Source organism: Streptomyces sp. NPDC090045 (assembly GCF_044747975.1).
Taxonomy (GTDB): Bacteria; Actinomycetota; Actinomycetes; order Streptomycetales; family Streptomycetaceae; genus Streptomyces.
Window position 1 is genome coordinate 105579 of sequence record NZ_JBIVFA010000021.1, and the last position, 23435, is coordinate 129013.

The 23435-nt window shown below is 71.6% G+C and carries 20 protein-coding genes; 3 read left to right on the forward strand and 17 right to left on the reverse strand.

What is annotated here, in order from left to right:
* Window positions 1-18: 18 nt before the first annotated feature.
* The 17 genes from ACIPYQ_RS37435 to ACIPYQ_RS37515 form a co-directional block, all read right to left on the reverse strand.
* Window positions 19-438, reverse strand: a complete 420-nt coding sequence (locus ACIPYQ_RS37435) for a GFA family protein (RefSeq protein WP_401258709.1) — start codon at window positions 436-438, stop codon at window positions 19-21.
* Window positions 435-1733 (reverse strand): protein-L-isoaspartate O-methyltransferase, encoded by a 1299-nt coding sequence (locus ACIPYQ_RS37440; RefSeq protein WP_401258711.1) that lies wholly within the window; start codon window positions 1731-1733, stop codon window positions 435-437. The genes ACIPYQ_RS37435 and ACIPYQ_RS37440 overlap by 4 nt, the downstream gene beginning before the upstream one ends.
* A gap of 45 nt (window positions 1734-1778) precedes the next feature.
* Window positions 1779-3248 (reverse strand): NUDIX domain-containing protein, encoded by a 1470-nt coding sequence (locus tag ACIPYQ_RS37445; RefSeq protein WP_401258712.1) that lies wholly within the window; start codon window positions 3246-3248, stop codon window positions 1779-1781.
* Between the two features lie 48 nt (window positions 3249-3296).
* Window positions 3297-4643, reverse strand: a complete 1347-nt coding sequence (locus ACIPYQ_RS37450; protein WP_401258713.1) for an MFS transporter — start codon at window positions 4641-4643, stop codon at window positions 3297-3299.
* Window positions 4637-5551 carry a 5'-3' exonuclease H3TH domain-containing protein gene (locus ACIPYQ_RS37455; protein WP_401258714.1) on the reverse strand — a complete coding sequence of 305 codons (915 nt, stop codon included), beginning with the start codon at window positions 5549-5551 and terminating at the stop codon, window positions 4637-4639. Before ACIPYQ_RS37455 ends, ACIPYQ_RS37450 begins: the two co-directional genes overlap by 7 nt.
* Entirely contained in the window at window positions 5548-7566 is a 2019-nt protein-coding gene (locus ACIPYQ_RS37460) for an ABC transporter ATP-binding protein (protein ID WP_401258715.1), read from the reverse strand. Before ACIPYQ_RS37460 ends, ACIPYQ_RS37455 begins: the two co-directional genes overlap by 4 nt.
* A 408-nt stretch (window positions 7567-7974) precedes the next feature.
* A complete protein-coding gene (locus ACIPYQ_RS37465; RefSeq protein ID WP_401258735.1) occupies window positions 7975-9075 on the reverse strand; it encodes a hypothetical protein in 1101 nt (366 codons plus the stop codon).
* An 84-nt stretch (window positions 9076-9159) separates the two neighbouring features.
* Window positions 9160-11229 (reverse strand): methyltransferase, FxLD system, encoded by a 2070-nt coding sequence (fxlM, locus tag ACIPYQ_RS37470; protein ID WP_401258716.1) that lies wholly within the window; start codon window positions 11227-11229, stop codon window positions 9160-9162.
* A 67-nt stretch (window positions 11230-11296) separates the two neighbouring features.
* Window positions 11297-12568, reverse strand: coding sequence for a lanthionine synthetase C family protein (locus tag ACIPYQ_RS37475; RefSeq protein ID WP_401258737.1), 1272 nt, complete (start codon window positions 12566-12568; stop codon window positions 11297-11299).
* On the reverse strand, window positions 12565-15498 hold the full coding sequence (locus ACIPYQ_RS37480; RefSeq protein WP_401258739.1) for a lantibiotic dehydratase: 2934 nt from the start codon (window positions 15496-15498) through the stop codon (window positions 12565-12567). The genes ACIPYQ_RS37475 and ACIPYQ_RS37480 overlap by 4 nt, the downstream gene beginning before the upstream one ends.
* Window positions 15499-15715: 217 nt before the next feature.
* The gene (locus tag ACIPYQ_RS37485; RefSeq protein WP_323187615.1) at window positions 15716-15865 is read right to left on the reverse strand and encodes an FxLD family lanthipeptide; all 150 of its coding nucleotides are present in this window, start codon (window positions 15863-15865) and stop codon (window positions 15716-15718) included.
* 222 nt (window positions 15866-16087) lie between these two features.
* Entirely contained in the window at window positions 16088-16996 is a 909-nt protein-coding gene (locus ACIPYQ_RS37490; RefSeq protein ID WP_401258717.1) for an SAM-dependent methyltransferase, read from the reverse strand.
* Window positions 16993-17439: a GntR family transcriptional regulator gene (locus ACIPYQ_RS37495; RefSeq protein WP_401258718.1), complete on the reverse strand. Its 447-nt coding sequence runs from the start codon at window positions 17437-17439 to the stop codon at window positions 16993-16995. The genes ACIPYQ_RS37490 and ACIPYQ_RS37495 overlap by 4 nt, the downstream gene beginning before the upstream one ends.
* Window positions 17440-17474: 35 nt before the next feature.
* On the reverse strand, window positions 17475-17942 hold the full coding sequence (locus ACIPYQ_RS37500) for a hypothetical protein (RefSeq protein WP_401258720.1): 468 nt from the start codon (window positions 17940-17942) through the stop codon (window positions 17475-17477).
* Between the two features lie 172 nt (window positions 17943-18114).
* Window positions 18115-18444, reverse strand: a complete 330-nt coding sequence (locus tag ACIPYQ_RS37505) for a hypothetical protein (protein ID WP_401258722.1) — start codon at window positions 18442-18444, stop codon at window positions 18115-18117.
* Entirely contained in the window at window positions 18441-19028 is a 588-nt protein-coding gene (locus ACIPYQ_RS37510) for a hypothetical protein (protein ID WP_401258723.1), read from the reverse strand. Before ACIPYQ_RS37510 ends, ACIPYQ_RS37505 begins: the two co-directional genes overlap by 4 nt.
* On the reverse strand, window positions 19025-20464 hold the full coding sequence (locus ACIPYQ_RS37515) for an SAM-dependent methyltransferase (RefSeq protein ID WP_401258724.1): 1440 nt from the start codon (window positions 20462-20464) through the stop codon (window positions 19025-19027). The genes ACIPYQ_RS37510 and ACIPYQ_RS37515 overlap by 4 nt, the downstream gene beginning before the upstream one ends.
* A 208-nt stretch (window positions 20465-20672) precedes the next feature.
* Between ACIPYQ_RS37515 and ACIPYQ_RS37520 the strand changes: the two genes are divergently transcribed.
* From ACIPYQ_RS37520 to ACIPYQ_RS37530, 3 genes are all read left to right on the forward strand, one after another.
* The gene (locus ACIPYQ_RS37520) at window positions 20673-22073 is read left to right on the forward strand and encodes a Tat pathway signal protein (protein ID WP_401258725.1); all 1401 of its coding nucleotides are present in this window, start codon (window positions 20673-20675) and stop codon (window positions 22071-22073) included.
* Between the two features lie 72 nt (window positions 22074-22145).
* Window positions 22146-22634: an SAM-dependent methyltransferase gene (locus tag ACIPYQ_RS37525; RefSeq protein ID WP_401258726.1), complete on the forward strand. Its 489-nt coding sequence runs from the start codon at window positions 22146-22148 to the stop codon at window positions 22632-22634.
* Between the two features lie 251 nt (window positions 22635-22885).
* A partial coding sequence (locus tag ACIPYQ_RS37530; RefSeq protein ID WP_401258727.1) for an alpha/beta fold hydrolase occupies window positions 22886-23435 on the forward strand: 550 nt, incomplete at its 3' end.

The window sequence follows — 23435 nt, forward strand, 5'->3', positions numbered from 1 at the left end:
GTGGTACGGGCGTGGTGCTCAGCTGCGGGCGCGGGCGCGGGCGCGGGTGTCGGGGACCTGGACCAGCCAGGGCACGGCGTTCTCGCGGAAGCTCTGGTTGACCGGTGCCAGGTCGGGCGGGTTGCCCAGCGCGGAGAGAGTGACCGCGATGCTGGTGGCCCCGTCGTCGAGGGCGCAGACCTGGCTGCCGCAGTTCGGGCAGAAGCCACGCTTGGAGTCCGGCCACGTGTAATGCCACGACGGTTCTCCGCTGCTCCATGCCAGGCCGTCGACGGGGAAGGAGACCCACGACATCATCGGTGCCCCCGACAGCCTCTGGCAGTCTTCACAACTGCAGGTGTGGGGGTAGTCGGGCTGTCCGGAGACGGTGAACTGGATCTTGCCGCACTGGCAGCCGCCGGACCGCGGCGTGATGACAGCGGGGGTGGGCGAGGTCATGAGGTGGTCTCCTTCGGTGACAGGCCGGGATCGGGGGCTTGCGCCGGGACGGTTGTCGCCGGATTCGGGGCGGCGAACAGTGGCCAGGACAACTCGACCGGCCCGGTTCCGGCACTGACCCACTGGGTTCCGTCCGTGGCGAGGTGCAGCTGGTACGAGGACGGGGATCCGGCCGCCTGCCAGCGGGTGGCGGTGTCCTGGATCTCCGCCCAGATGTCGCGGGGCCCGCAGCCCGTGACCGCCCAGGTCCCCGTGTCGTCCGGGCGGGCGGTGACCCAGGAGCCGCAGTCGGGCGCACCGACGACCAGGTGGTCGGCGGCCCAGTTCCGCACGAGGCCGGGGTACAGGTGGTCCAGGGCCAGCCACATCCCCCGCGCCTCGTCCGACGGCGGACCCGTGCGGGTGGCACGTGTGCTGCCGCCATCCGCGGCATCGATCTGTTCCCGGAAGCGGGCGTTGAGGAAGATCTGCTTCCAGCCGTGGCCGGCACGGTGCCCGAGCTTCACCGCTTCCAGGCGGGCCTGCGTCCGTCCGGTGGCGGTCTTGGTGATGACGGCCAGGCCCGGCCAGGACGGCGAGGACGTCGACAGGCTCGCCAGCGCGAGCCCGCCGGCGGCCAGCTGCTGCGGCCAGGCCTCCGGCACCCGGGTGACGGCGTACGACACGAAGATCCGGTCGTACTCGGCTCCCGGTAGCCATCCATCCTGGCCTTCCCCCGTCACGACCGTCGGCCGGTGACCGAGCAGAGCAAGCCGCTCGCGGGCGGCGGCGGTGACGTGCTCGTCCCTGTCCATGGTGACCACCCCGGCATCCCCGGCGATCAGGCACGCGACGGCCGCCGTCACCCCCGCTCCGGTCCCGATGTCCAGAACCCGCTGGCCCGGCCGCACGTCGAGGTGCTGGAGGCGGGCGACGGTCATGCCGACCGTGCTGGACATCGCCGTCATCGCTCCGCCCGACCGCGGGCCCGGCACCCGGCCCAGAATCGGCTCGCCGTCGTGCTGGATCGGCACGCTCTCCCTGCCATACATCAGCCCGAGCAGTTCCTCCTGGTCCTCGGGTACGGCCCAGTCGAGCAGGTCCCAGCGCGGCGGAGTCTCGTCCGGCCCGCTGCGCCGCACGTAGGCCTGCGGCATCAGGACCTCCCGCCGCACCGCGAGGAACGCGTCCCGGACCGGCCCAGGCCGGAGATGGCCGGAGGCCTCCAGCCCGGTGACCATCTCCGCCCGCGCGACCGCCGCCCTCTCCTCGGGGGAGATTCCGGTTCGGGCGGGCGGTACAAGGGGATCGAGCACGTACGACTCCTCGAACAGGATGGGGGTGGGTGGGGTGCGGGGCGGTCAGGCCCAGCCGAGCTCGGTGTAGGGGCGACCGGCTCGGATGCCTTCGATCGCCGCGCGGGTGTAGGGGACGGTCGGCTCGGGGAGGGCGTCGGCAGGCCACCAGTCCCAGGAGACGCAACAGTCCGGCTCCCGGACCTCGGGTGTCCCCGTCCACTGCCGGGCACGGAAGACGAACCCGATTCTGGGCTGGTCTCCGGGCTTGTCCACCATGTGCACCACGTGCGCGAGCTCGACGTCGGCCGGGTTGATGAGCAGCCCGGCCTCCTCCTCCGCCTCGCGGACCAGGCAGGCCACCGCGGACTCCTGCTCGCAGTGCCCGGCCAGGAAGTGGTGATTGCCGCCGGCGTACGCGGAGCCGGGGTGCCGCAGGCCGAGCAGCACCTGGCCGTCGCGCTCCAGGTAGAGGTGAACGCCGACGATGTGCGGAACGCTGGTGCTGCCCGCCTTCGGCCTGTCCGGCCTGAGGGCTCCGCCCTGGGGCACCGTCGTGCTGCGGGCGGCGTGCTGGGCGTGCCGGCGTACGAGGTCCAGGGTGGAGGGGCTCAGCCGCAGGCGCGCCATGGCGTCGGGGTGGAACCAGGCCAGCATCACGCCCTCGGTGAGCGGCAGGCCGGCGGGGTCGCCGTTCCACTGGGCGGTGAACACCTGCACCGGCACGGTCAGGCCGTCGGTGCCGGTGGCGAGCTCGACGGCGAACGGCTCCACGACGCCCGGCGCGAGCCCGGCTTCCTCCCGCAGTTCACGGCGGACGGTCTCTTCGAGCGAGGTGTCGCCCGGCTCACGGCCCCCGCCGAGCAGCGCCCAGGCCCCGGGCTCCCAGATGCCGGGCAGATCATCACGCAGGTGCAGCAGGTAGCGGCCCTGCCCGTCGTGGATCAACGCCGAGGCGTTGACCGGCTCGATACGGCCGTCGAGCCCGGAGGCACAGAGCTTCGCCCGCAGCGGCAGGGCCGTGACCTCGTCGAAGGCGAGCCACTCGGCGGCCGAGACCTCCTCCGGCTGCACCGTGACCTCAACGTCCCTGTCCACAAGCTGGAAGACGAAGCGGAAATCCCAGTGCTGGTGCGCGCCTTCGCCCTTGACCGGGTTGGCGTCGATGTCGAAGACGTCGATGTCGATGGGCAGGCTCCCGCAGGCGGCGGTGGCACACAGGGCGCCGGGCGGGATGCCGGCCTCCTCGTGGACCTCGCGCAGCGACGCTTCCAGCAGCGAGCGATCCCCTGCCTCAACGTGCCCGCCGGGTGCCAGCAGCAGCCTGAAGACGTTGTGCTGGACGTGCAGGACACGGCGGTCGTGGTCGACGACGACCGCGCTGCACGTGATGTGCCCCGGCATGGTCGAGCGGCTCGTGGGCTCGGCGTCTTCGTCCAGCAGCCGCAACAGAGGTGCCAGCAGCGGCGCTTCAGCCGGGTGCCGTTCCAGGTAGGCGGTGACGAGATCGTGGATGTGTGAGCGGGAGGGTGGCAAGAGGGGCCTCACAGGTCGGTGGGACGGCGGGATGAGGAGTCGGCGACGTCATGGGCGTGGCGCTGGTTGATCGGCGTCGGCGGGCGGCTGCTCCCGGCCGACGAGAGCGGAGTCGTCGTCGGAGGCAGAGGGCACGGGCATGACGGTCAGGCGACTGACGGGGGAGCGCCACAACACCGGCACCGGAAGCACCAACAGCAGCGTCCCGGCGGCCAGCGCCGCCCGGACCCCGTAGGCAGTGGCCACCGCGCCCGCGGCCAGGGCCGCGAACGGCTTGCTCCCGGAGACCAGCCAGGTGGAGGTCTGCTGCGCCCGCGCCTGCAGCTGCGGTGGGCAGATCTGCTGACGTACCGACCTTTGCGTGGTCCCTGCCACGGCCGCCGCGGCGAGTTGAAGGGCACCCGCCGCGGCGAGCACCGCCAGCCAGACCGGCCCGGGACCGGCGACCAGCAGCGGCACGCCTGCCGCCGGGCAGGTGGCGAATCCGGCGAGCAGGGTGGGGCCGGGGCCGAAGCGGGACACGATCCGCGGGGCCACCAGGGCGCCGGCGAGCGCGCCCGCGCCGGAGACGCCCATCACGATCCCCAGTCCGGTCGGTCCCGCCTCCAGCGCGGTCAGCAGGTAGTACGCAAACAGAGCGCCGGTCACACCGACGCCGACACCGGTCAAGGTCAGCGCGAGGACGAGATCCCGTACCAGTGGAGTCCGCGCGGTGTAGGCCAGCCCCTCCCAGATCTCCCCGGCCAACCGCCGTCGGGGCCGGCTCTCGTCCGCTGCTGGTCGGCCGGGCTCCGGAATACGGGCTGCGCAGCATGCGGACACCAGGTACGACAGGGCGTCCAGCCAGAAGGCCCTGGCCGCGCCGACGGCAGCGACGACGGCGGTGCCGAGGGAGGTTCCGGCCGTGTCCGCGGCCCCGAACGCGGCACCCACCCGGGCATTGGCCCGGTGCAGCAGGGTGGGCTCGACCAGCTGCGGGACGATCGCGATGGCCGCCGCCTGGTGCAGCACGGACACCGCGCCCAGGACCAGCGCGACCCCGTACAGCACGGGCATCGACAGCACCCCGGCCAGCGCCGCCACGGGCACCACCGTGACGACCGCGGCGCCCGCCAGGTTGGTTCCCACCAGCAGGGCCCGCTTGCTGTACCGGTCGACGATGCCGCCGGCCGGGAGGGCCAGGAGGAAGGTGGGCAGGTGAGCCAGGGAGGCGAGCAGAGCGGCCTGCCCGGCCGTCGCGTCCAGTTCGAGGACGGCGAGCGTGGGCAAGGCCACCAGGTGCACCGATGTCCCCACCAGCCCGGCGGACTCCCCGCTCAGGTACAGCCTGAACCCTGGCCCGAGCGCGGGCGCCTTACCGCGGGCAGAAGGCCGGGGGCCGGGCAGCGTCACCACAGTCCGGCCTCCGTCAGCAGTTGGCTCGCCGGCACCAGATCCGGGGTGGGCCGGCCGGTGAGCAGGTCGTCAGGAACCGGGACGTGCGCATTCAGACGGAGTGCTGCCCGCCAGGCCAAGACCTCCGGCCACCGTGCGCGGGCCTTGGCCAGCCCTGTCCCGGCCCGCCCCGACGCGGTCTCGGGCAGGTCCTCCAGGCGGCGACCACCGGCAAGGAGCTGCCTGGCGGTCACCGGACCGACGCCGGCGACTCCAAGGATGCCGTCGGAAGCGTCCCCGGTCAGCGCCCGGAAGTCAGGCCACTGCACCGGATGGACACCGAAGCGGTCGGCCACGTCTGCAGCCGTCACCAGCTGACTCCCGGCAGGAAGCTGGGTGTTGAGGACGCGCACCCGCTGCCCGTCCAGCAGCCCGTACAGATCGCGGTCGCCGGAGAACACGATCACCTCCCGGCCGGTGACGACGGCGAGCTTGGCCAGGGTGGCGAGGACGTCATCCCCTTCGCAGCCGGGCTGCTCCAGCCACCGCACCCCGGCCGCGTCCAGGGCCTGCTTGACCGCGGGCAGGTAGACGACAGGGCTGTGGTCGGCGCCCGCCCGGGCTGCCTTGTAGCCAGGCACGTTCTCAGCGCGGCCGGCGGCGCCGTCCTCGGCGTCGAAGACGGCGAACACCTCCTGGCCCGGACAGTGCTCGCGGTGGGCTTTGCGCGGCAGGGCGACGAACCCGAACAGGCCGGTCAGGTCCTTCCCGCTGGGCGCGGTCACGCTCCGGGGAAACCCGAAGTGGGCCCGGTAGAGGAGATGATGGCCATCCACGAGCATCAGCGGAGCCCCTGGCTCGGTGGTTTGGGATCCCGCCACCAGGCGGGCGTTCACCCCGGCATCCTCAGCTGCGGTGGCGGCGGTCATGCGTGGTCCTCGGTGCTCAGGACGTCGTGGTCGCCGGCGGACTGGGTGGGGATCGTGGCATCGAAGGCGGCGGCCTGGACAAGGTAGGCGTCGCGGAAGTCCCCGGTGCCCGTGGCCGTGTCCATCAGTTCCTCGAAGGTGCCCGACTCGGCGACCCGGCCCTCCTTGAGGACGTGGATGAGATCCGAATGACGCACGGAATGGAGACGATGGGTGATGAGCACGATCGTCTGGCCGGTGGTCGCGGCCAGGGCCCTGATCTGGTCGAAGACCCGCTGCTCCGCGACGGCGTCGAGGGCGCTGGTGGGTTCGTCCACGATCAGGATCTCGGCCCGCCTGTACTTGGCGCGCGCGATGCCGACGCGCTGCCACTGCCCGCCGGAGATCTGGTGGCCACCGCGGTAGCCGCGGGCCAGCAGGGTGCCGAGCCCGCGCGGCAGGTCGTCGAGGACCTGGTCGGCGCCGGAGAAGCCGGCGGCCTCCTCGACCGCTCGGTCGTCGATGGCCTGGCCGGGCTGGCCGATGCCGACGTTCACCCGGAACGTGAACGGCCAGTGGTAGAAGTCCTGCGACATCAACGCGACGCGGCCGAAGACCTGGTCTCGGTCGGCGGTGCGGGCGTCGACGTCGTCCCACCAGATCGTGCCGCTGCCCTCGTCCGGCAAGTACAGGCCGGCCAGCAGCCTGACCAGCGTGGACTTGCCAGAGCCGTTCTCACCCACCAGCGCGATGATCTTCCCTGTCGGGAACGACAAGCTCACCTCGCGCAGCGTCGGTTCCGGTTCGTCGCCGCTGCTGCTTCCACTGCCGGGGTAGGTGAAGGAGACCTTCTCGAACCGGACCTCCCGCAGCCGCTCGGGCAACGCCCGCCCGCCGACGGGGATCGCCCGGGTCTTCGCCTCCCGGCACAGCCGCTCGAAGTCGGCCACGAACAGCGACTCCTGGTGCAGCTCGGTGATCTGCAGCACCAGCGTGTCCAGGCTCGTCGCGCCGGTACGGATGGCCAGGACGGCCGTGCCCGCGACCGCGAGGTCCATGGCCCCGCCCCACAGCAGGGCGCCCAGGGCCCCGTACGTGAGGAGGGTGGCGATGCCGCCGGCGCCGTCGGCGACGAGCCCGATCCGCGCGGCCCGGCGGGCCAGCCGGGTCTGCTCCCGTTCGCTGGTCTCGGCCATGGTCCGGAAGTGGCCCAGAAGGAACGACCCGACTCCGTGGACGCGGACTTCCGCCGCCGCTTCCTTCTGCGTCAGCAGCTGACCGAGCAGGTGCCCGGCCCGGGCGTGCTGCACGAAGGCGTGGAAGGAGATGTACTTCTGGCGGGAGATCATCAGCGAACTCCACGCGCTCGGCAGGGTCATCAGAACCAGCAGCGGCAGCAGCAACGGGTGCAGGACGGTCAGCACGCCGGCCGCGGCGATCAACGACACGGCCGCGTTCAAGGTGTTGGTGCAGTAGCGGATCATGCGCCGGGCCGAGTCCGCCCCGTACCGGGCCGCATCCAGGAGCCGATGGAACTCGTCATCCTCGATCGCCGCGAGCTCCGTACGGTGCACCAGCCCCAGGTACTGCTCGGTCGCCACCCGCTGCACCTTCGGCTCCAACGCCCCGGTGGCCGCCGTCGAAGCCGAGCGCAGCAGAGAACCGAGGAGCGCCGTGACGGCCACGACCGTGAGCGCGGGCACGGCCTGGGTAAGCCGTTGGTTGGTGCTGCCGCCCGCGAGGATGTGCCCGAGCACGCTGTTGACCGCGACCAGGCCGACCGCCTGGGCGATTCCGCGGCCGGCCTCGGAGGCCAGGACCAGGCGCAGGGCCCGGGGATCGGCCAGGTGGGCGAGCCGCAGGCCGGTCCCGACCAGCCGGGGCAGCTGCCGCGCCATCGTCCAGAGCCCGAGCTTGAGCCAGGCGCCCTCGTGCCGGTCCCATCCGATGTCGTAGGCGAGCTCACCGCCGAAGAGGAGCCGCTCGGAATCCGACACCCCCGCGGCGCTGGATCCGGCCGTCGAGTCCTTGCTCACGCAGCCCTCCCGGCAGCCGGTCGTGAGTCGCGGCCGCCGAAGGAGCGGGCGTCAACACGGCGCCCGCACGCCGGGCGCGGGTACGGGACGGGCCTGAGATGTTCGAATGCGGCGGGGGCTTCGAGGTGGTTCGGCTGCGGATTCACAGGGTCCTCCGGATGGGCGCACGGCTGGTACTGGTGCTCTAAGAACGGCTCCCGATCGGGTGCGTCACGGCCGAATCGGGGGCGAGTAGTGAACGAATGTTCTGGTCTGGCTGGGTGGGCTTGGCGTCTCTGCGCTGGCGGCGTTGAAACTCGCTCGAACAGGGCTGTGTCACTCGGGCGGGGGATTGTGGGCTTCAGTACGGTCGCCGGGCTCGTGCGTGTCCGTGGGGCTGGCAGGCTGGGCTCCGATACCGGAGACGGATCAGGAAGCCGACAGGCTGTCGCGGATCACGCGGTCGCTCCGCTGAAGTGCTGCGTCCAGGGTGCGACGGAGTTGAACTGGAATGGCGCCAGAGCCCAGGGCGCAGGCCTCGACGAGGTCACGGCAGGCGGCAAGTTGCGTCGGAGGGGCCAGTTTGGTGAACAGAGGGTCGGCCAGCGCTTCCCGTGCGGCGAAGCCGTCGCGAGCGTCGGTGATGTGGCGGTGCAGCTGGTTGGTGATGCGCTGGGCGGCCGGGCTTGCAGGGGAGGCGATGGTGGCCAGGGCCGTGAGGCGGAGTCTGGTGTCGAAGACCGTCATGCCCTGCTCGACGGGGACGGCGAGGACCGCGGCCTCGAGTTTGTTCTCCTGAGAGTGGCCCAGGCCGCCGGAGGCCCGATGGCACAGCGCGTGCAGGCAGGCGGTGACGGCGTGCTCCCACGGGTCGCCGGCGGCGGTCTCGGCGATGAGTTCGGCGGCGTGGCTGGTGTCGCCGCTGGTGAGGGCGGCGACGACGGCGATCTGTCGGCCGTCGAACATCCGCTTGCCGATGCCCTGGTGTTCGCGTGTGTGCGCGAGGGCTTCGGCCCACCGGCCGGCTCCGGTGAGGGTGCGTGAGCCGTCGGCGAGGAGGACACGCCACAGCCACGCCCGGACTTCTTGCCGGTCGGCTTCGGTCTGGGCGATGCCGGCGGGGACGTGCACGTCGTCGAATCGGTCGGCGGTGCCGTTGCCGACGGCTTCGGAGAGGCGCAGGAGACGGTCGAGGCCGTCGTCGGGGTGCCCGGCGCGGATCTGGAGGCGTGCGAGGTTGACGACCGGTTCGAGGGCCCGGATCGCGGTCATGGCGGGAAGCGGGGTGGCGTGCAGGTAGGCGTCGGCGTGCTGGTGGCACATCTGGCGGGCGAGGTCGGGAAGGCCGACATCGGAGGCGATGAGGGCGGCCTGGTTGTAGACGGCCGAAGCGAGGCCCTGGTCTGTTCCGGGGGTGGCGGAATCGGCGAGCGTCACGAGGGTCTGGACGCGGTCGGGAAGGGGAAGGCAGGCGGGCCGGAAGCGTGAAACGAGGGGGAAGCGTCGGGCTAACTGGCCGTGCGGGTCCATGAAGTTCTCCGAGGGGTTGGCCAGCCGTGTGGTGCCCGCCGCCGAAGAACGGGCGGCGGGCACCACACGGTCATGGGCGCACGGTCAGTGCCAGTCGATGACGATTCGGTTCAGGGGCGTGTCAACGGTGAACTGGCCGGGACGTTCCTCGGGGGTCGGGGTCTGCAGGGACTGGACCTCGAAGTCGGCCTTCCGGCTGCGGTAGTTGCGGTCCCAGGTGCGGATCCCCTCGGCGACCTTGGCGGCGAGCTCGCCGCTGCCGGGACCGTGGCCGATGACGCCGAACTCCCACAGCTTGCCGCCCTCAGGGGTGGTCTGGTCCGAGAGGCGCCGGGCGAGGTAGGTCAGGGCCCCCTTGTCGATGACCGCGGTGGAGGAGGGGTAGGGGTCCTCGGTGAGGGTGGTGCCCTTCGCAGCGGCCGGGAACAGCATCCGGATCAGCCCGGAGTCGAAGGAGCAGCTGACGAAGAGCTCCATCCACTCGGGCGATTCCATGGCGCGGACCGTCATCCCGGTCCACTCCTCGACCCGCGGTTCTTCGAGCACGCGGGCCAGCGCCTCGGCGTCGATGGGCGTTCCGGCCGGCGCCTGCAGGCGTACGGTCCCGTCCGCGGTGAGGGGGATGATCCGCCGGTCGTCGTCGGCGATGCCGCGGCGCAGCGGCATGAAGGTGTTCATCTCGCTGCTGAGGGAAACCCATCGGCCGTCTCGGCGCTCGTAGACGATGGAGCGGGAGACGCTGCCCTTGATCCGCTGGGGAACGACGAGCCGTCCGCCCGGCGCGAGTTGGTCGAGCCAGGCGTGCGGGATGCCGTGGGCGCCGACGGTGGCGATGATCCGGTCGTACGGCGCTCCGTCAGCGTGGCCGACGGCTCCGTCGCGGGTCAGGGCTTCGACGTTCGTGTACCCGGCGGCGGCCACGTGCTTACGGGCGCCGTCGACCAGGTCGTCGTCGACGTCGATGGTGGTGACGTGACCGGTGTCACCGACGAGGTGGGCGATGAGGGCGGCGTTGTAGCCGGTGCCGGCGCCGAGTTCGAGGATGCGTTCGGCGGGCTGGGCGTCGAGCTGGTCGAGCATGAGGGCGACGACGGCGGGCTGGGAGGCGCAGGAGATGGACGTGCCGTCGGTGTCGTACTTCACGTGGACCGGCTGGTTGGCGTAGGCCTCCTGGAGCGAGGCGTCGGGCACGAACAGGTGCCGGGGCACGGTGCGCAGCGCGGCCTCGGCGGCCGGGTTGGTGGCGTGGCCCTCCGTGCGGATCTGGTCGACGAGGGCGTTGCGGAGCTGTTCCGCGGTGGCGTCGGGGGTGGTGAGCGTGTCGGTGTTCACCGATCCGACGCTATCGGCGGCCGGCGTGCTGGCGGGGGTGGTTGCGGGGGTGTCACTCGTTCCCATGATGGCCTTTCGGGCGAGGGTAGACAGGGCGCTTTGGTCCTCCAGGGGGAGGCCGGCCCGGTTGAAGTGGAAGATCACGTGGTGGGCGAGGACGGCTCTCAGGCCTCGGCGCAGCCGGCCTTCGTGGTTGAGGACGGCGAGTGCGGTCCCGGCCCGTGCGAAGGCGCGAACCCAGTCGGCGTGTCCGTGGAGCGGGCCGTCCTCCCGGCAAAGGCTGCGGGCGTCGACGGTCAGCAGGGAGTAGATGGCCGCGTCCAGCTCGGAGGCGAGGATCGGCGGGGCGGGACGTTCGGCGGCGACCTTGTCCCAGACGTCGCCCTGCTCGTACCAGTCGAGGCCGGCGGCGCGCATCATCGCGCTGACGAGGAGGACGGCGGTCTCGCGGCGGCCGAGGTGTCCGGCCTGGACGGGGTAGGTCAGCAGGTGGCGGCTGTCGGTGTGGAACAGCTCGTGGGCCGCGTCCATGGCCTCGGTCCCGCCGAACGCCATTGTCTCGGGTTCGTAGATGGTGGGATTCCACTGCAGGACCTGATCGGCTTGGACGAGTTCGCTGAGGGCCTCCCACAGGGTGGGGGTCTCGTCGTCGGCGGTGCGAACGCGCAGCTTCCACGGCTGCTTGTTCATGAACCACCAGGTGGAAATCTCCCCGCGGTCCTCGGCCTTGATCAGGGCGGGGCCGAGCGTCTGGGGGATCGCCTGCTTTGCGGTGGCGCGGTCGGCGAAGGTGACGTTGATCTGGTGCCAGGTGCCCTGCATCGGTGAAGTCCTTCATGTGGATGTGCGGCGGGTGGCTCGGTGGGCTGTCCCCGTGAGGTGCCCCGTTTCAGGCGATGAGCAGGCAGGTGTCCCAGGACGTTTGGGGCGGCGCGTTGGTGGCCGGTGCCAGGAGGGCCAGGGCGATACCCGAGGCGCCGTCGAGGAGTCCCGGGTCGGGTTCCTGCGTGTGGAGAAGCCCGGTTGCGGCGGTGGCCGGGTCGCTGCCAGGCGGGTGCACGGTTGACAGGAGCGCGGGGAGCACGCCCTGGAGCTGGCCGACGGTGGTGGGTAAGGCGTCCGAGGCGGCCCGGGCGGCAATGTGGGCGAGGCCTGCGAAGCCGTGGCACAGTCCGCTGCCGACGATCGTGCGGAGCTGCTTCGGGTCGGTCAGCGCTGCCAGAAGTCCGCGTTCGGCGGCGAGCTGTCGTGTTCGGTCGCCGAGGGCGATGGCGGCGAGCTGCTGGGCGCGGGCGAGTCCGGCGGTGCCGTAGCACCAGGACGGGCGTTGTGGCCCCACGGGCAGGCGGCCGGTGCGCAGGGCGGGAAGGGTCACCCAGTACGGCCAGGTCGGTCCCTGGCCCGTGTTGACCTCCCAGCGGTCCAGCCAGTCCAGGATGCTGCGGATGGCCTCCCGGTGCCCGGCGGCCATGGTTCCGTGGTGCACGGCGAGCGCGAGGAGGGCAAGGACGCCGCCGATGCCGTGGGCGACGCCGGTGTTGGCGTGCCCGTCGGGGTAGCGGTCGTCGGGGCGGCCGGATGGGCCGGAGGCGGTCCACCATCCGGGCACGGTCTCGCCCCGGTGGGTGAGCGGCTGGGTGAGCTGGATCAGGTAGTCGAGGATCGCGCGGACGATGTCGCTGTCGGGGCGTCGGCGAAGAAGGTGTGCCCCGTAGCCGGTGAGACCGCGGATCGCGTCGAACTCGGCGAGCGCCGGCAGTTGCCCGGCCTCGATGCGCTGTTCGGCGGCGGCCAGGCGGCGGCGAGCGTCCGTGACCATCTGCCGGTCCAGGGCGTCGAGGGCGGCCCCGTAGGCCCCGGGAAGGCGTTCGGCCGCGCACGCAAGGGTGTGGGCAAGCGCCGGCGCCCCGTAGAAGGGGTGGCTGTCGGCCCCGGTGGTCAGCGGCTGCTCGGCCGTGGCGGAGAGCCAGGCGTGGGCGCGGTCCCACGGCCCGAGGTCGGCGGCGGCGAGTTCGATGTGCAGCAGCGCGATACCGGGAACGCCGTGGCCGAGGGACTGCCTGCGCCAGTCGGAGGCGGCTACCGCGCCGACGGAGGTGGCGGGGTAGGCGAGCCGGTCGGCGATTTCCCGGGCGAAGCCGAGGACAGGGTGGGGCATCAGCGGGACCTCCTGGCGGTCCAGGCGAGGGCTGCGGCTCGCGTGAGGTAGAGGCAGAGGGCTTCCTCGGGGAAGTCGACGGCGACGGCGCGTACAAAGTGGACGTGGAGCAGGGAGGCCAGCACGTCGTCGGCGTCGATGCCCTGGGTGTCGGGTCCGGGCAGGTGGCGCCGGTACGAGGCCACGGCCTCGTTGCGGTCGCTCCATGCCCGGACGATCTCCTCGCCGCCGGGGACGGACCGCAGGGCTGCCCAGTCGTCGGTCGGATTGGCGAGCGCGACGGCCTCGGCGAACTCGGGGCGGGCCACCGGTGCCGGGGGCGCGGATGGGATGTGGTTGATCAGCCATGCCATCGCCTCCGCCGTGCTGCCGAGATAAGCGCAGGCGATGGCCACGGTGTGCGCCACGACCAGCACCCGCCGCGACGGTCGAGGCGTCGGGCTGAGCTGGGCGAGGACGGCGCGGGAGTCGGCGCGGAAGACCTCTTCGGCCGCGGCCCAGGCCGACCCCTCACCCCACCGGCCCATCTCCGGATAGGAGGTGGCATAGCGCAGGTCCGACAGCAGCCCGGCCCGCCGGAGCTCGTCCGCCCACGCGCTCACCGTGCCGGCGGTGGTGGCGAAGGCGTCCGCGGTGGGCAGGGCGAACCTCAACCGCAGGTGCTGGTGGGGGTCGCGGAACCGTACGAACCACCAGGGTGGGGTGCCGAGTCGGTCGAGGAGGTCCGGCAGGTGCTCCCCGAGCAGGGTGTCCTGGCGGCGGATGTCCCCGTACAGGCTGGCCAGGAGAACCGGCGAGACGGCGGGGGTGTGGACCAGGCCCCGCCGAACAGTCCGGGCGGACGTGGGCTTGGGCAGGCGGGGCCAGGCCGGCGGACGGCTGGCCTTGAGCGGGACGACGATCTCGTGGGCCCGGCCGCCGCACCACCCCAGCTCGGCCGCGGTCGGAGCCTCGGCGACCGTGACCGCGCCAGCACGGTCCAGATCCTCGCGTAGCAGCGCCCTGTGCGCGGGGACGGTGAGGTCGAGCGGTAGCAGCCGGTCGCCACCGCCGACGTGCACGGTCAGGGGGAGCCGACGTGCGGCCCGCCAGGTGCCGAACGCGGCGTCCCAGTCCTCCCACAGGCGATTCGCGGCCGGAAGCTCGCTGGCGTCCAGCTGCCAGCGAGCTGGCGCCAGGATGATCCGGCCGGACCGCAGACGGGGGAGGTAGGGCAGTTGGGCGGCGGCTCCCCAGTCGAAGACGGCGACCTGCGCGCACTGGGCCCGGCTCAGCTCGGTCAGGAACCGGGCCAGCGGCGGGGTGTGGGTGTTCAGGTTCAGCGCGTGCATCCCCACCGCCTCCACGCGGTGCCCGCGGCCCGGGGCTGCGAGGTACATGCGGCGGCCGTCGCAGCCCACCGCCAGGTCCTCGACGGTCAGCACGTCGTCGGCCTGGGGGCGGTGCTCGGCCAGGCTGATCACGGTGGGCAGTACCAGCGGCGTTCGGGTGACATGGGCGCTGTCCGGCAAGAGCGGAGGGAACGACAGCTGCATGGCGACCGTGTCGGGGTCGGAAGCCGGAAGCGAGGTCAGGTCGTTGGTCAAGGCCTGTCGCTGCGCCGGATCGAGTACGGACAGGAACCGCCCCGTGCCGACCCCGGCGCCCCGGGAAACGCTGACTACCTCCAGGCGAAAGCCGCCCTGGTCGAGCACCCCGGCCTCGGGCGCGCGGAGCCGGAACCCAATCTCAAGGTGGGGCGGGAGCCGTGCCGGTTCGCTGCCCACGGTCAGGGCCTCGATCGTGGCCTTGTCGAGGAGCACCTCGCGGCAGCCGTCGAGGGCTGCCTGCTGCGCCATGCGCAGCAGGACTCGGTCACGATCCGTCAACCGCGGCTTGTGCTCGGCAGGGCCGGTTCCCGGGTATCCGTTGGGGTAGCCGATGCCGCTGTCGGCGACCACGTCGAGCACCGGAACCGTCGACCCGATGCCGAACCGCTCGTAAAACCGCATGTGGTATGCCTTCCAGTCCGCCGTCCCGAACGGCGCGGGGCTCACACGGGCCAGAAGCAGCGCGGCGCGCTCCGCTTCCTGCGCCACCGTGGCCGGCAACACGACGGTCGCGGTCAGCCGGGTGTCCACGGCAACTGGGTGCCGGCGCAGGCCAGGCGCCAGGGCACGCATCCGAGCACCGGCGAGCTCGTGCCTGCCGACGTGCTGCAGGTCAGCGTGGGCAGCCCGAAGGCTGGTGATGGTCTCAGAGACCCCCACGACTTCGTCGGCCCCGGCGGCCTCGAGCTGGGCCAACAGGTAGCCGAGCGCGTCGGTCTCGGTGCTCGGCGCGTGCAGGGAGGTGATCAGGACGCGGACCCGGAGCAGCTCCCGCACGAATCCGTCGACCGTGGCCTTCCCTACTGCGTGGAATTCCGCCAGGACCTTCGCGATGACGTTCCCGATCGAGGTGGGCGTCCGGGCGGCTGTGAGCACGGTGGTTACGGGGCCGGTCAGGCGGACCGATGCTTCGACGGCGCGCTGCTGGTCTGCTCGGGTGTCGGCCTGGTAGGGGACGATGAGACGGTTCCCGCGTTCGGCGAGGGTGGTGTTGGTGACCACCGGAAGCCGCTCCAGCAGCTCGGGCACGGCTTCCAACCGGGCGATGATCTGCTCCACCCACTCCGCGGAAGCACGGGCCACCGGCAGGTGTTCGAGGCCCCAGTCCGCGCGAGCTGGACCGTCTAACCCCGCGGTGGTCACGCCGGCGAAGTGTCCGAAGGGCGTGGGCCGGCCGTGCGCCCGCAGCAGGTACCGAGCCACCGAGAGCGCGGCCCGTCGTGCGTCGTGCGGCCGGGGCTGTTCAGCAGCGAGGAGGCCGTCGACCTCCCGGCCCAGCGCCGGACTGGCGTGCCATAACGCTTTGCCGGTGTCCGTGTCGCGGACCGCACGCAGCCAAGGAATGAGTCCGGCGGAGGCAGCGGGGGAGCGGTCGGTCAGGTCAGGCCAGGGCAGCAGCGGAGGGGTGGGGGACGCCACTGCGCGCACGAGCGCCGTCCGGCCGGAGCGGAATGCGGGGCTTGCCACCTGTACCTCCGTGAAGCGTATGTGTGTCGGGTATGGCCGGGTGCCGTCCCGCCGCGCGGGCGGGACGGCACCGGTCAGGGGTGGAGCGGCTGGGTCAGTGGACGCCGGTGGTGCAGGCGCCGCAGGTCGACCCGCAGCCGTCGTCGGTCAGGGTCTTCAGAGCGCCGGGGTCGCCGACCTCGACCAGTTCGATGTCCAGGTTGAACGCGCCCTCAGCCGTGGTCTTGGGCTGGGCCTGGGTCATGCCGGGGTTGGGATTGCTGGCCATTTCAACTCCTCTTGCTGGTTCGGGTGTGATCCTTGTGGTGCCGGCCAAGGCCGTGCGGCTCGCCGCGCGTTTCCTGGCCGTCCCTCTCCGACGGGGCCGGAGCGGGAAGTCGTGGGCCGTCCGCGTCCCGACCACGTCGGGACGGGAGATGGTGGCCAACCTCTGGAGCTGCTGGAGTCTGCGGCGGTGCGCGCCGGGTCACCGCGGTGCCCACGGGGCGACTGACAGCGGCTTGACGGCGATGCCGGCGTACGCGGCGTACGTGGCCGGCGGTGCACTCTGGCGGCTGTGCTCGTCGTGGTGGTGTGCGGTCGGGAGCAGCCGCAGCGGGCCGCCGTCGAGGTCGGGCCAGTCACCGAACAGGTCGGCGATCAAGGAACGCTGCCGTGGCCGGTAGGGGATGCCTGCTTGCCGCAGGCCCCGTTCGGCCCCGGCCAGCCACCCTCCCGCCAGCTCCGGGCTGGAGTGCGTGATGGACAGCACGCTGCCCGCCGGAAGCCACCGCCGAAGGCGGGCCATGGCCGCCAAGACCTGCGGGTCGTCGGCTGCCCAGGGCAACACGTCGTGGACGAACACGCCGACGGGATGGTTCAGCGACAGGTACCCGAGGTCCTGGACGGCGTCCAGGAGCTGGGCCGTGTCGAGGATGTCCCCGCTCAGCACCACCGGACCGTGTGATCCAGCGCCGGCCGTTCGCATGGCCCGGCTATGCGCGACCGCCCCGCGGTCGAGGTCAACGTGCACCATCCTGGCGAGAGGATTCGCCACGTGCACGATCTCGTCGAGCTCCGTCCGCAGCGCGGGCTCGCTGATGTGCCCGAACAGCGGGTCTCCGCATCCGAGATCGAGGAACTGCCCGATGCCCCGGTCGCCCAGCTCCCGCGCCGTCAGTTGCCCTTGTTCACGGTTGATGGCCGCGGCATCCGCCTGCCGGGGGAACACCTCGAGCACCCGCTTCGCCACATTGAGGTCGGCGGGGTAGGCGTTGCGGCCACCGTCCTGCCACACCGTCGCGATACGGGCAGCGCTCGGCCGACTCAGCCACTCGCGGGCCTCTGCGGGAAGCAGCGTGGCATCCGGGAAGCCCGCGGATTCTGTGGGGTTCACGAGACGGCCTCCGCGAGGGCCACCGGGACGTAGTGGCCCGGACCGTGGGCTCCGCGTTCGTCGAAGCGGAGGGTTCCCTCGGACGTGAGAAACCGCAGCGCGCGCTGTACGTGGTGCGGGAGCAGTCCGAACTCTTCGCCCAGCAGCCCGGTAGGCAGAGCCTGCCCCGGCTGGTAGTGGTTGGCGCGGATCCGGTCGCGGACGGCACCGTGAAGGGCGCGGTCGCGGGGGTACGGTTCCCGCGTGCGCAACCGGACCGGCAGGCTGCCGTGGAGCGCGATCTCGCCCAGGCTGTCCAGCCGCAGCAGCCCCTGGTGCACGTGCTTCTGCGGCAGCGCCAAGGCCAGGGCCAGCTGCTTGGTGCTCGGAAGGGAGGCACCCGGTGGGTACGCGGTGGTGATGTGCCGGTGCACGATGACGCAGGCCCGGTCCTGGATCCGCATGCTCTCAGGCCTCGTGGCAGCGGAGGCGCCGACGGTCATGCCGAGACCGCCGGATACGTGGCGGGGGCAGGCCCTCTGGACTGCTGCCCGGCCCACCCCGTCGACACGGGGGAGTACGTGGACGCACGCGCTGCGGTCGGCGTTGAAGTCGCGCCGGACGGAGCCTGGTCCAGGACCTCGTCCGCGACCTCCTCCGTCATCCAGGCCAGCCGGCGCAGGAGACCGATGTCCTGGGTGTTGAGGCGCAGCCGGTCGCGCACCTCGCGCAGGAGAAGGCGGGCCCGCGACCGTGTCAGTTCAGTGAGCCCGGTTTGGATGTGTCGGGAGGCCCGGTCCGTCAGCGAGCCGAGGTCCACAGCCAGGCTGGCGGTCAGCGGACGGACGTCGCGCGCGCCCACGGCATCGTCGAGGACGTGGTTGAGGGTCTCCCAGAGGCCGCTGTCCTCGCTGGTGATGTCCTCGTGCCGGGATACCGCGAGGGCGCGCAGGAGACGCCAGGTCACCTGCTCCGCCTCAGGCGGCGTGCCGGGGACACCGGCGGGGGCCGCGCCCGGCCATGAAGGCGGAGAGGGTAAGCAGGCCTGCGGTGTGGGGAGCGGAAGTGACGGACCCACGGAAGCTCCTTGGACAGGGATAGGGATGTCGGGTGTCAGCACCGGGCGGAGGATCCGCTGGCTACCACGGGCGGCGCGGGCCGCGGTGCGAGGCCTCGTACGGGCGCACGATCTCGTGCCGGGTGTTGACCACCTGCGGGGCGTGGCCGCGCAGGATCACGCGCTTCACGGAGCTGTCGTAGCCGGGGGAGAACATGTTGGTGATCTCATACGCGGTGCCGTCGACGACCAGCCAGTCGCCGACCCGGATCTCCCGAGGGGAGGCCTCCCATACGTCACCCGGCGGCGCATTGCGTACCGTCCCCGTGAACGAGGGGTCATGTGCTAGCTCCAGCTCGTAGTCCTCGAGTCCGGTCCAGTAGGCGTCATCTTCATAGTCGGGCAGCGTCACGAGTGATCGGTCCTGGCGAGTGCGGGCGGGCGAGTGCTGCCGCCGGGAGCCGCGCAGGCAGGCTGTCCGGCGATCAACAGGTCGAGATGCAGCTTGAGCTGGGGCGGGAGCTGGAGCAGGTGACGGCCGCCTTCCTGGCGGACCTTCTGCCAGCCCCAGGTCCCCGTGATGTGGGCCGCGAGCCGGTCATCGGGGATGCTGCAGCGCAGCCATACCGGTGGCCGAGGGTTGCGGGCGAAGTGGTCGGAGAGCCAGAGCGAGACCAGGCGTCCCGCGTGGCGGTGGGCCGGGTCGGTGTAGAGCAGGAACACACAGACGCTGCGCTCCCGCCGCTCGGAGGTGCTCCAGCCGGGGCCCGGGGATGTGGGGTCCAGCTCCCACATCGCCACGAGTCGCTCGTCCTCGAACAGACCGTCCAGCTTCGGGTGACCCCCGGTGCGCAGCGGCAGGATCAGGGCGTAGTCCCGCTCATGGTCGACGGGCCGCCCGCGGTCGGCCTCGCGTGACCACCGCCGGGCCAGCAAGCGGCTCGCCTGTGGAAAGTCGTCGGGCGCCATGGGCCGCACGCAGTAGGGGGCGGTCACCGTGTCACCTCCAGGCCCGCGCCACCTGCGGCCGCATCCCGTGCTGCGGCGCCCTGGCCACTCCGGGTCGCCGACGGATGCGGCCCGCGAGCGACGAAGGCGTACGAGCCGTACAGCGGTGCTCGGCCGCCCACGGCGTGGAGCCCTCCCAGAGGAACAGCGCTGATGCCAGGGGCCTCCACGTGCCAGCCCCGGAACAGCGCGAGCAACTGCTTCAGGCTCCGGGGCCGGTAGAGGATGTCCGCCTTCCGGTAGAGCCCGGCGAGAGCGGGGGTGGACTCCGGGTGGCTGTCCGCGGCCGCGTGGACGACGGACAGCACGCTCTCGGCGGGCAGCCAGTTCCGCAGGGCCTCCAGCAGGTGTCTGGCCTTCCCGTCGCTGATCCAGGGCAGGACCTCGTGCAGCAACACGGCGATCGGTCGTGCATGGTCCAGACGCGTGATGGCCGGCTGGTCGAGCAGGTGAGCAGTCCGTGTGACGTCGGCGTGCAGGTCCAGCTCTCGGGGGGTCTCCGCGAGCCAGGTTCGGATGTGAGCCTGAACCATCGGGTCTCGGTCGACGTAGACGACGGTGGACTCTGGTCGGTGGCGCTGGGCCGCGTCGTGCGTGTTGCGTCGGTGGCGCTGCGGTAGGCCGCACCCCAGGTCAAGGAACTGGGTGATTCCCTGTGCCGCAAGGCGCGTGACGGTCTCCTGGCCGTGGCTACGGGCAGCGGCCGCGGCCCGGTCCAGCCACGGCGCTGCCGTGAGCAGGGGTCGGCCCAGAGCGCGGTCGGCCGAGTAGTTGTCCGTACCGCCGGTGATGAAGTCGCACACCCGCGCCACGGACGGCGTGGACAGGTTGAGCTTCGGTAACTCGGGCTCGCGCTCTGGTGTGGGCGTGGGTACCGGGAAATCCTGCACAGGCAGTCCGGCCGATGGTGTGCGGTCCGGCAGGAAGAGCTCCACGGCCGCGGTCTCGCTCGGTCCGCTGGTGCCGTGGTTCGGCAGCAGATAGGCGCTGACGACCTTCCCCTTCCCATCGGGTCTGGGGGAGGCACTCCAGTAGGCGGACAACTTCGTGACGATGGACAGCCCGCGGCCGTCGTCCGCCAGGGCGCCGGAGAAGGTGCCCCTGGGAACAGGAGGCGCAGGATCGGAGTCCGCGACCTGGGTGATCAACGCTTCGCCGGGGACCAGCGTGAGAGCGACCATGCATCCGCTCGTTGCGGGGTCCGAAGTGCCGTGCGTGACGGCATTGGTGACCAGCTCACTGCAGACCAGCGTGGCGGAGTCCTTCAGGTCAGGATGACCCCAACGAACCAGCTGGTCCGCGACGAAGTCCCTTGCAGTCTTTACGGATTCCGGGCGGCTGGGGAGCGTCATACAAGCCGAGAGGGCGGTGGGGGAGGCCAACGCCTCAAGCAGGTCGCCGCGCGTGATCTGGTGGGAGTTCATCGCTTCACCTCGTTCCTCTTCCGCGGTCGTGCACGCTGATGCAGAGCGTTCTGGTCGTTGCATCGGATGGCCGAACTGCGGCCAGCACAGTGGCCCTTGGGGCTACCGTTACGCTCAGCGAACCGCGATTCACCCGGCGTGGGTAGCCCATGGAAGGCGCGGTACCGCGTAAAGCGCGTAAAGATCGTTTCGTGGACGGGAGCTTCCGGTGCCGCGTGAGCGCAACACCTTGCTCGAGGCCGTGCTGCACCAACTGGGCTGGTCGCAGGCCACCACCGCCCGGCATCTGCAGCGCCTCGCAGCCGAGGTCGGTGCCGAGGAACTGAAAGCGGTGTCGGCCTCGCACGTCAACCAGTGGGTCCGCGGATCGCACCCGGCGCCGCCGGCGACCCGTATCTTGTGCGAAGCGCTGTCGCGAGGGCTGAGCAGTCGAGGGATCCACCGGGTCGTCACGGCTGCCGACATCGGGCTCAAGGACCCCGATGAGCAGGCAGGTTCGGCCCCACGGGACAGCGACCCAATCGCACAACTTGTCGATCTCGGGGGGACCGACTTGGACCTGGAGCGCCGCCGCGCCCTCAAGGGCGCCGCCTTCTCCCTCGCGGGGATGTTCCTGCCGTCCGACCGCTGGTGGCAGGACACCGTCACTGCAGCTCAGACACGGAAGCCGTCGGCTGCGTGGCAGGTGGGCCCGGACGACGTGGCCGCCGTACGGGAAATGACACAACTGCTCTCCCAGCGCGAACAGCGCCGCGGCGGCGGCGACGGCAGATCCGCCCTCGTGGCCTACCTTCGCACCGACGTCGTCGGCTACCTTGGCGGCCGATTCCCCGACCAGCACACGAGGCAGGAGATGTTCTCGGCCGCCGGCGAGCTGGCCTACTTGGCAGGTTGGACGAGCTTCGACTCCTCCGAGCACGTCCTCGCCCAGAAGTGGCTCGACGTAGCCCTTCGGCTGTCCGCTGAAGCCGACGACGCCCCACTGGCCGGACACATCCTCCGCGCCCAGGCCCACCAGACCCTCGACCTCGGACACCCAGCCCAGGCCCTCCGACTGGCCGAGACCTCTGTCGCCCACCGCCGCTATGGGGATGCAAGCCCTCGCGAACGCTCTCTGCTCGGGGTCGTTCACGCACGCAGCCTGGCGGCTGCCGGCCACAAGCAGCAGGCCCTTGCCGCCCTGCTGCGGGCCGAGGACGACCTGCGCCATGCTGAGCGCGGAGACGACGAGCCAGCCCGGGTCTTCTTTTTCTCCGAGGCATCCCTCGCCCACGAAACAGCCCGCACCCTGCAGGTCTTCGGAGACCTCCGAGGAGCCGAGCGCGAGTTCCAGCGAAGCGTACGCACGCGCCGAGCCCAGCCCTTCGCCCGCACCCACGCGGTCACCCTCGGCCTCCTGGGCGCCGTGCAGATACAGCGAGGAGCCGTCGACGTGGCCTGCGCCACCTGGTCGGAGGCCCTGGACGCCATGCAGGGAGTCCAGTCCGGTCGGGCCCTGGACACCGTCGTCCAGATGCGCCGCTCCCTGTCCCCCTACCGCGGCCGCGGAGGTGCGGCACTGGCCCACCTGGACGACCGCGCCCGCACGGTGATCAGCCGGGTACGCTGACCGCTCCATCACAGCATTGGTCCGTGCCGGAGCAGCGTCCAAGCCGGGCCGGTAGTCGCAGAGGAGGAACGCGTGCACGACACGATCACGCTGGAGGCCATCGCCCATGTCGTTGGCGGCCACCAGAAGCCGGCCGACGACTACCAGGGCGGAGTCGAATCGATCATCCGCCTCCGCCCGGACTTCCCGCTGGACACCCTGCAAGGCCTCGACAAGTTTTCCCACCTGATCGTCACCTGGCACTTCCACCTGGGCTCCGACGCCGACCTCCACCTCGGAGCCCGCAGCCCCCGCAACAACCCGGACTGGGAGCCCACCGGCACCTTCGTGCACCGAAACCACAGGCGCCCCAACCGCATGGCGACATCGTTTCCCCGGCTGCTCAAAGTCGACGGCAGGGACCTGCACGTCACCGACCTTGACGCCGTGAACGGAACCCCGATCTACGACCTCGGCCCCTACTTCGAGCAGATGGGGCCCCGCGGCCCGCTTGCCGCCCCAGCCTGGCCGACAGCGATGCTGGAGAACTACTGGGACCCCGCTGCCAAACGACCTGAGTAGGACCTGACATCAACCGGCCCAGGTGCGGCAGTGAGACGGGTGTAGAACTCCCTCGCGATGATCGACTCCTGTGCCGGGCGGACAGGCGGGCCAGGATTCCAGGAAGGGGCCGTTCCCGTGCGGCTTCGCTGCGGTGGGCCAAGACCCTGTCCTGCGAGTTTGCCGGAATGGCAACGCTGATCGCGTCGGGCGGCCGCCGCGCCGCATGATCGACGGGTACCTGCCTCCGCCCGCGAACTGAGGACACACCCATGCAGTCCGAGCCGACCGCCGAGCTCCGCCACCGCACCATCGAGACCCCGGCCGGGCGCCTGCACCTGGTCGAGCAGGGCACCGGCCCGCTGGTCCTGCTCGTGCACGGCTTCCCCGAGTCCTGGTACTCCTGGCGCCGCCAGCTCCCGGCTCTCGCCGCCGCCGGCTACCGGGCGGTGGCAATCGACGTGCGCGGCTACGGCCGCTCCTCCAAGCCCGCCGCCACCAACGCCTACCGGATGCTCGACCTGGTGGAGGACAACCTCGCCACGGTGCGCGCCCTCGGTGAGGAGAGCGCGGTGGTCGTCGGCCACGACTGGGGATCCAACATCGCCGCCTCCTCCGCCCTGCTCCACCCGGAGGTCTTCCGCGCCGTCGGCCTGCTGAGCGTCCCCTACGCGCCGCCTGGCGGCCCCCGCCCCACCGACGTCTTCGGCCAGATCGGCGGCCCTGGGGAGGAGTTCTACGTCTCCTACTTCCAGGAGCCCGGCCGCGCCGAGGCGGAGATCGAGCCCGATGTCCGGGGCTGGCTCGCCGGCTTCTATGCGG

Excerpts from the sequence above, each read along its gene's own strand:
- ACIPYQ_RS37435 (WP_401258709.1), bottom strand. The coding sequence starts at position 438 with ATGACCTCGCCCACCCCCGCTGTCATCACGCCGCGGTCCGGCGGCTGC.
- ACIPYQ_RS37465 (WP_401258735.1), bottom strand. The coding sequence starts at position 9,075 with ATGGACCCGCACGGCCAGTTAGCCCGACGCTTCCCCCTCGTTTCACGC.
- fxlM (WP_401258716.1), bottom strand. The coding sequence starts at position 11,229 with ATGCAGGGCACCTGGCACCAGATCAACGTCACCTTCGCCGACCGCGCC.
- ACIPYQ_RS37485 (WP_323187615.1), bottom strand. The coding sequence starts at position 15,865 with ATGACCCAGGCCCAGCCCAAGACCACGGCTGAGGGCGCGTTCAACCTG.
- ACIPYQ_RS37455 (WP_401258714.1), bottom strand. The coding sequence starts at position 5,551 with ATGACCGCCGCCACCGCAGCTGAGGATGCCGGGGTGAACGCCCGCCTG.
- ACIPYQ_RS37515 (WP_401258724.1), bottom strand. The coding sequence starts at position 20,464 with ATGAACTCCCACCAGATCACGCGCGGCGACCTGCTTGAGGCGTTGGCC.
- ACIPYQ_RS37495 (WP_401258718.1), bottom strand. The coding sequence starts at position 17,439 with ATGCGGATCCAGGACCGGGCCTGCGTCATCGTGCACCGGCACATCACC.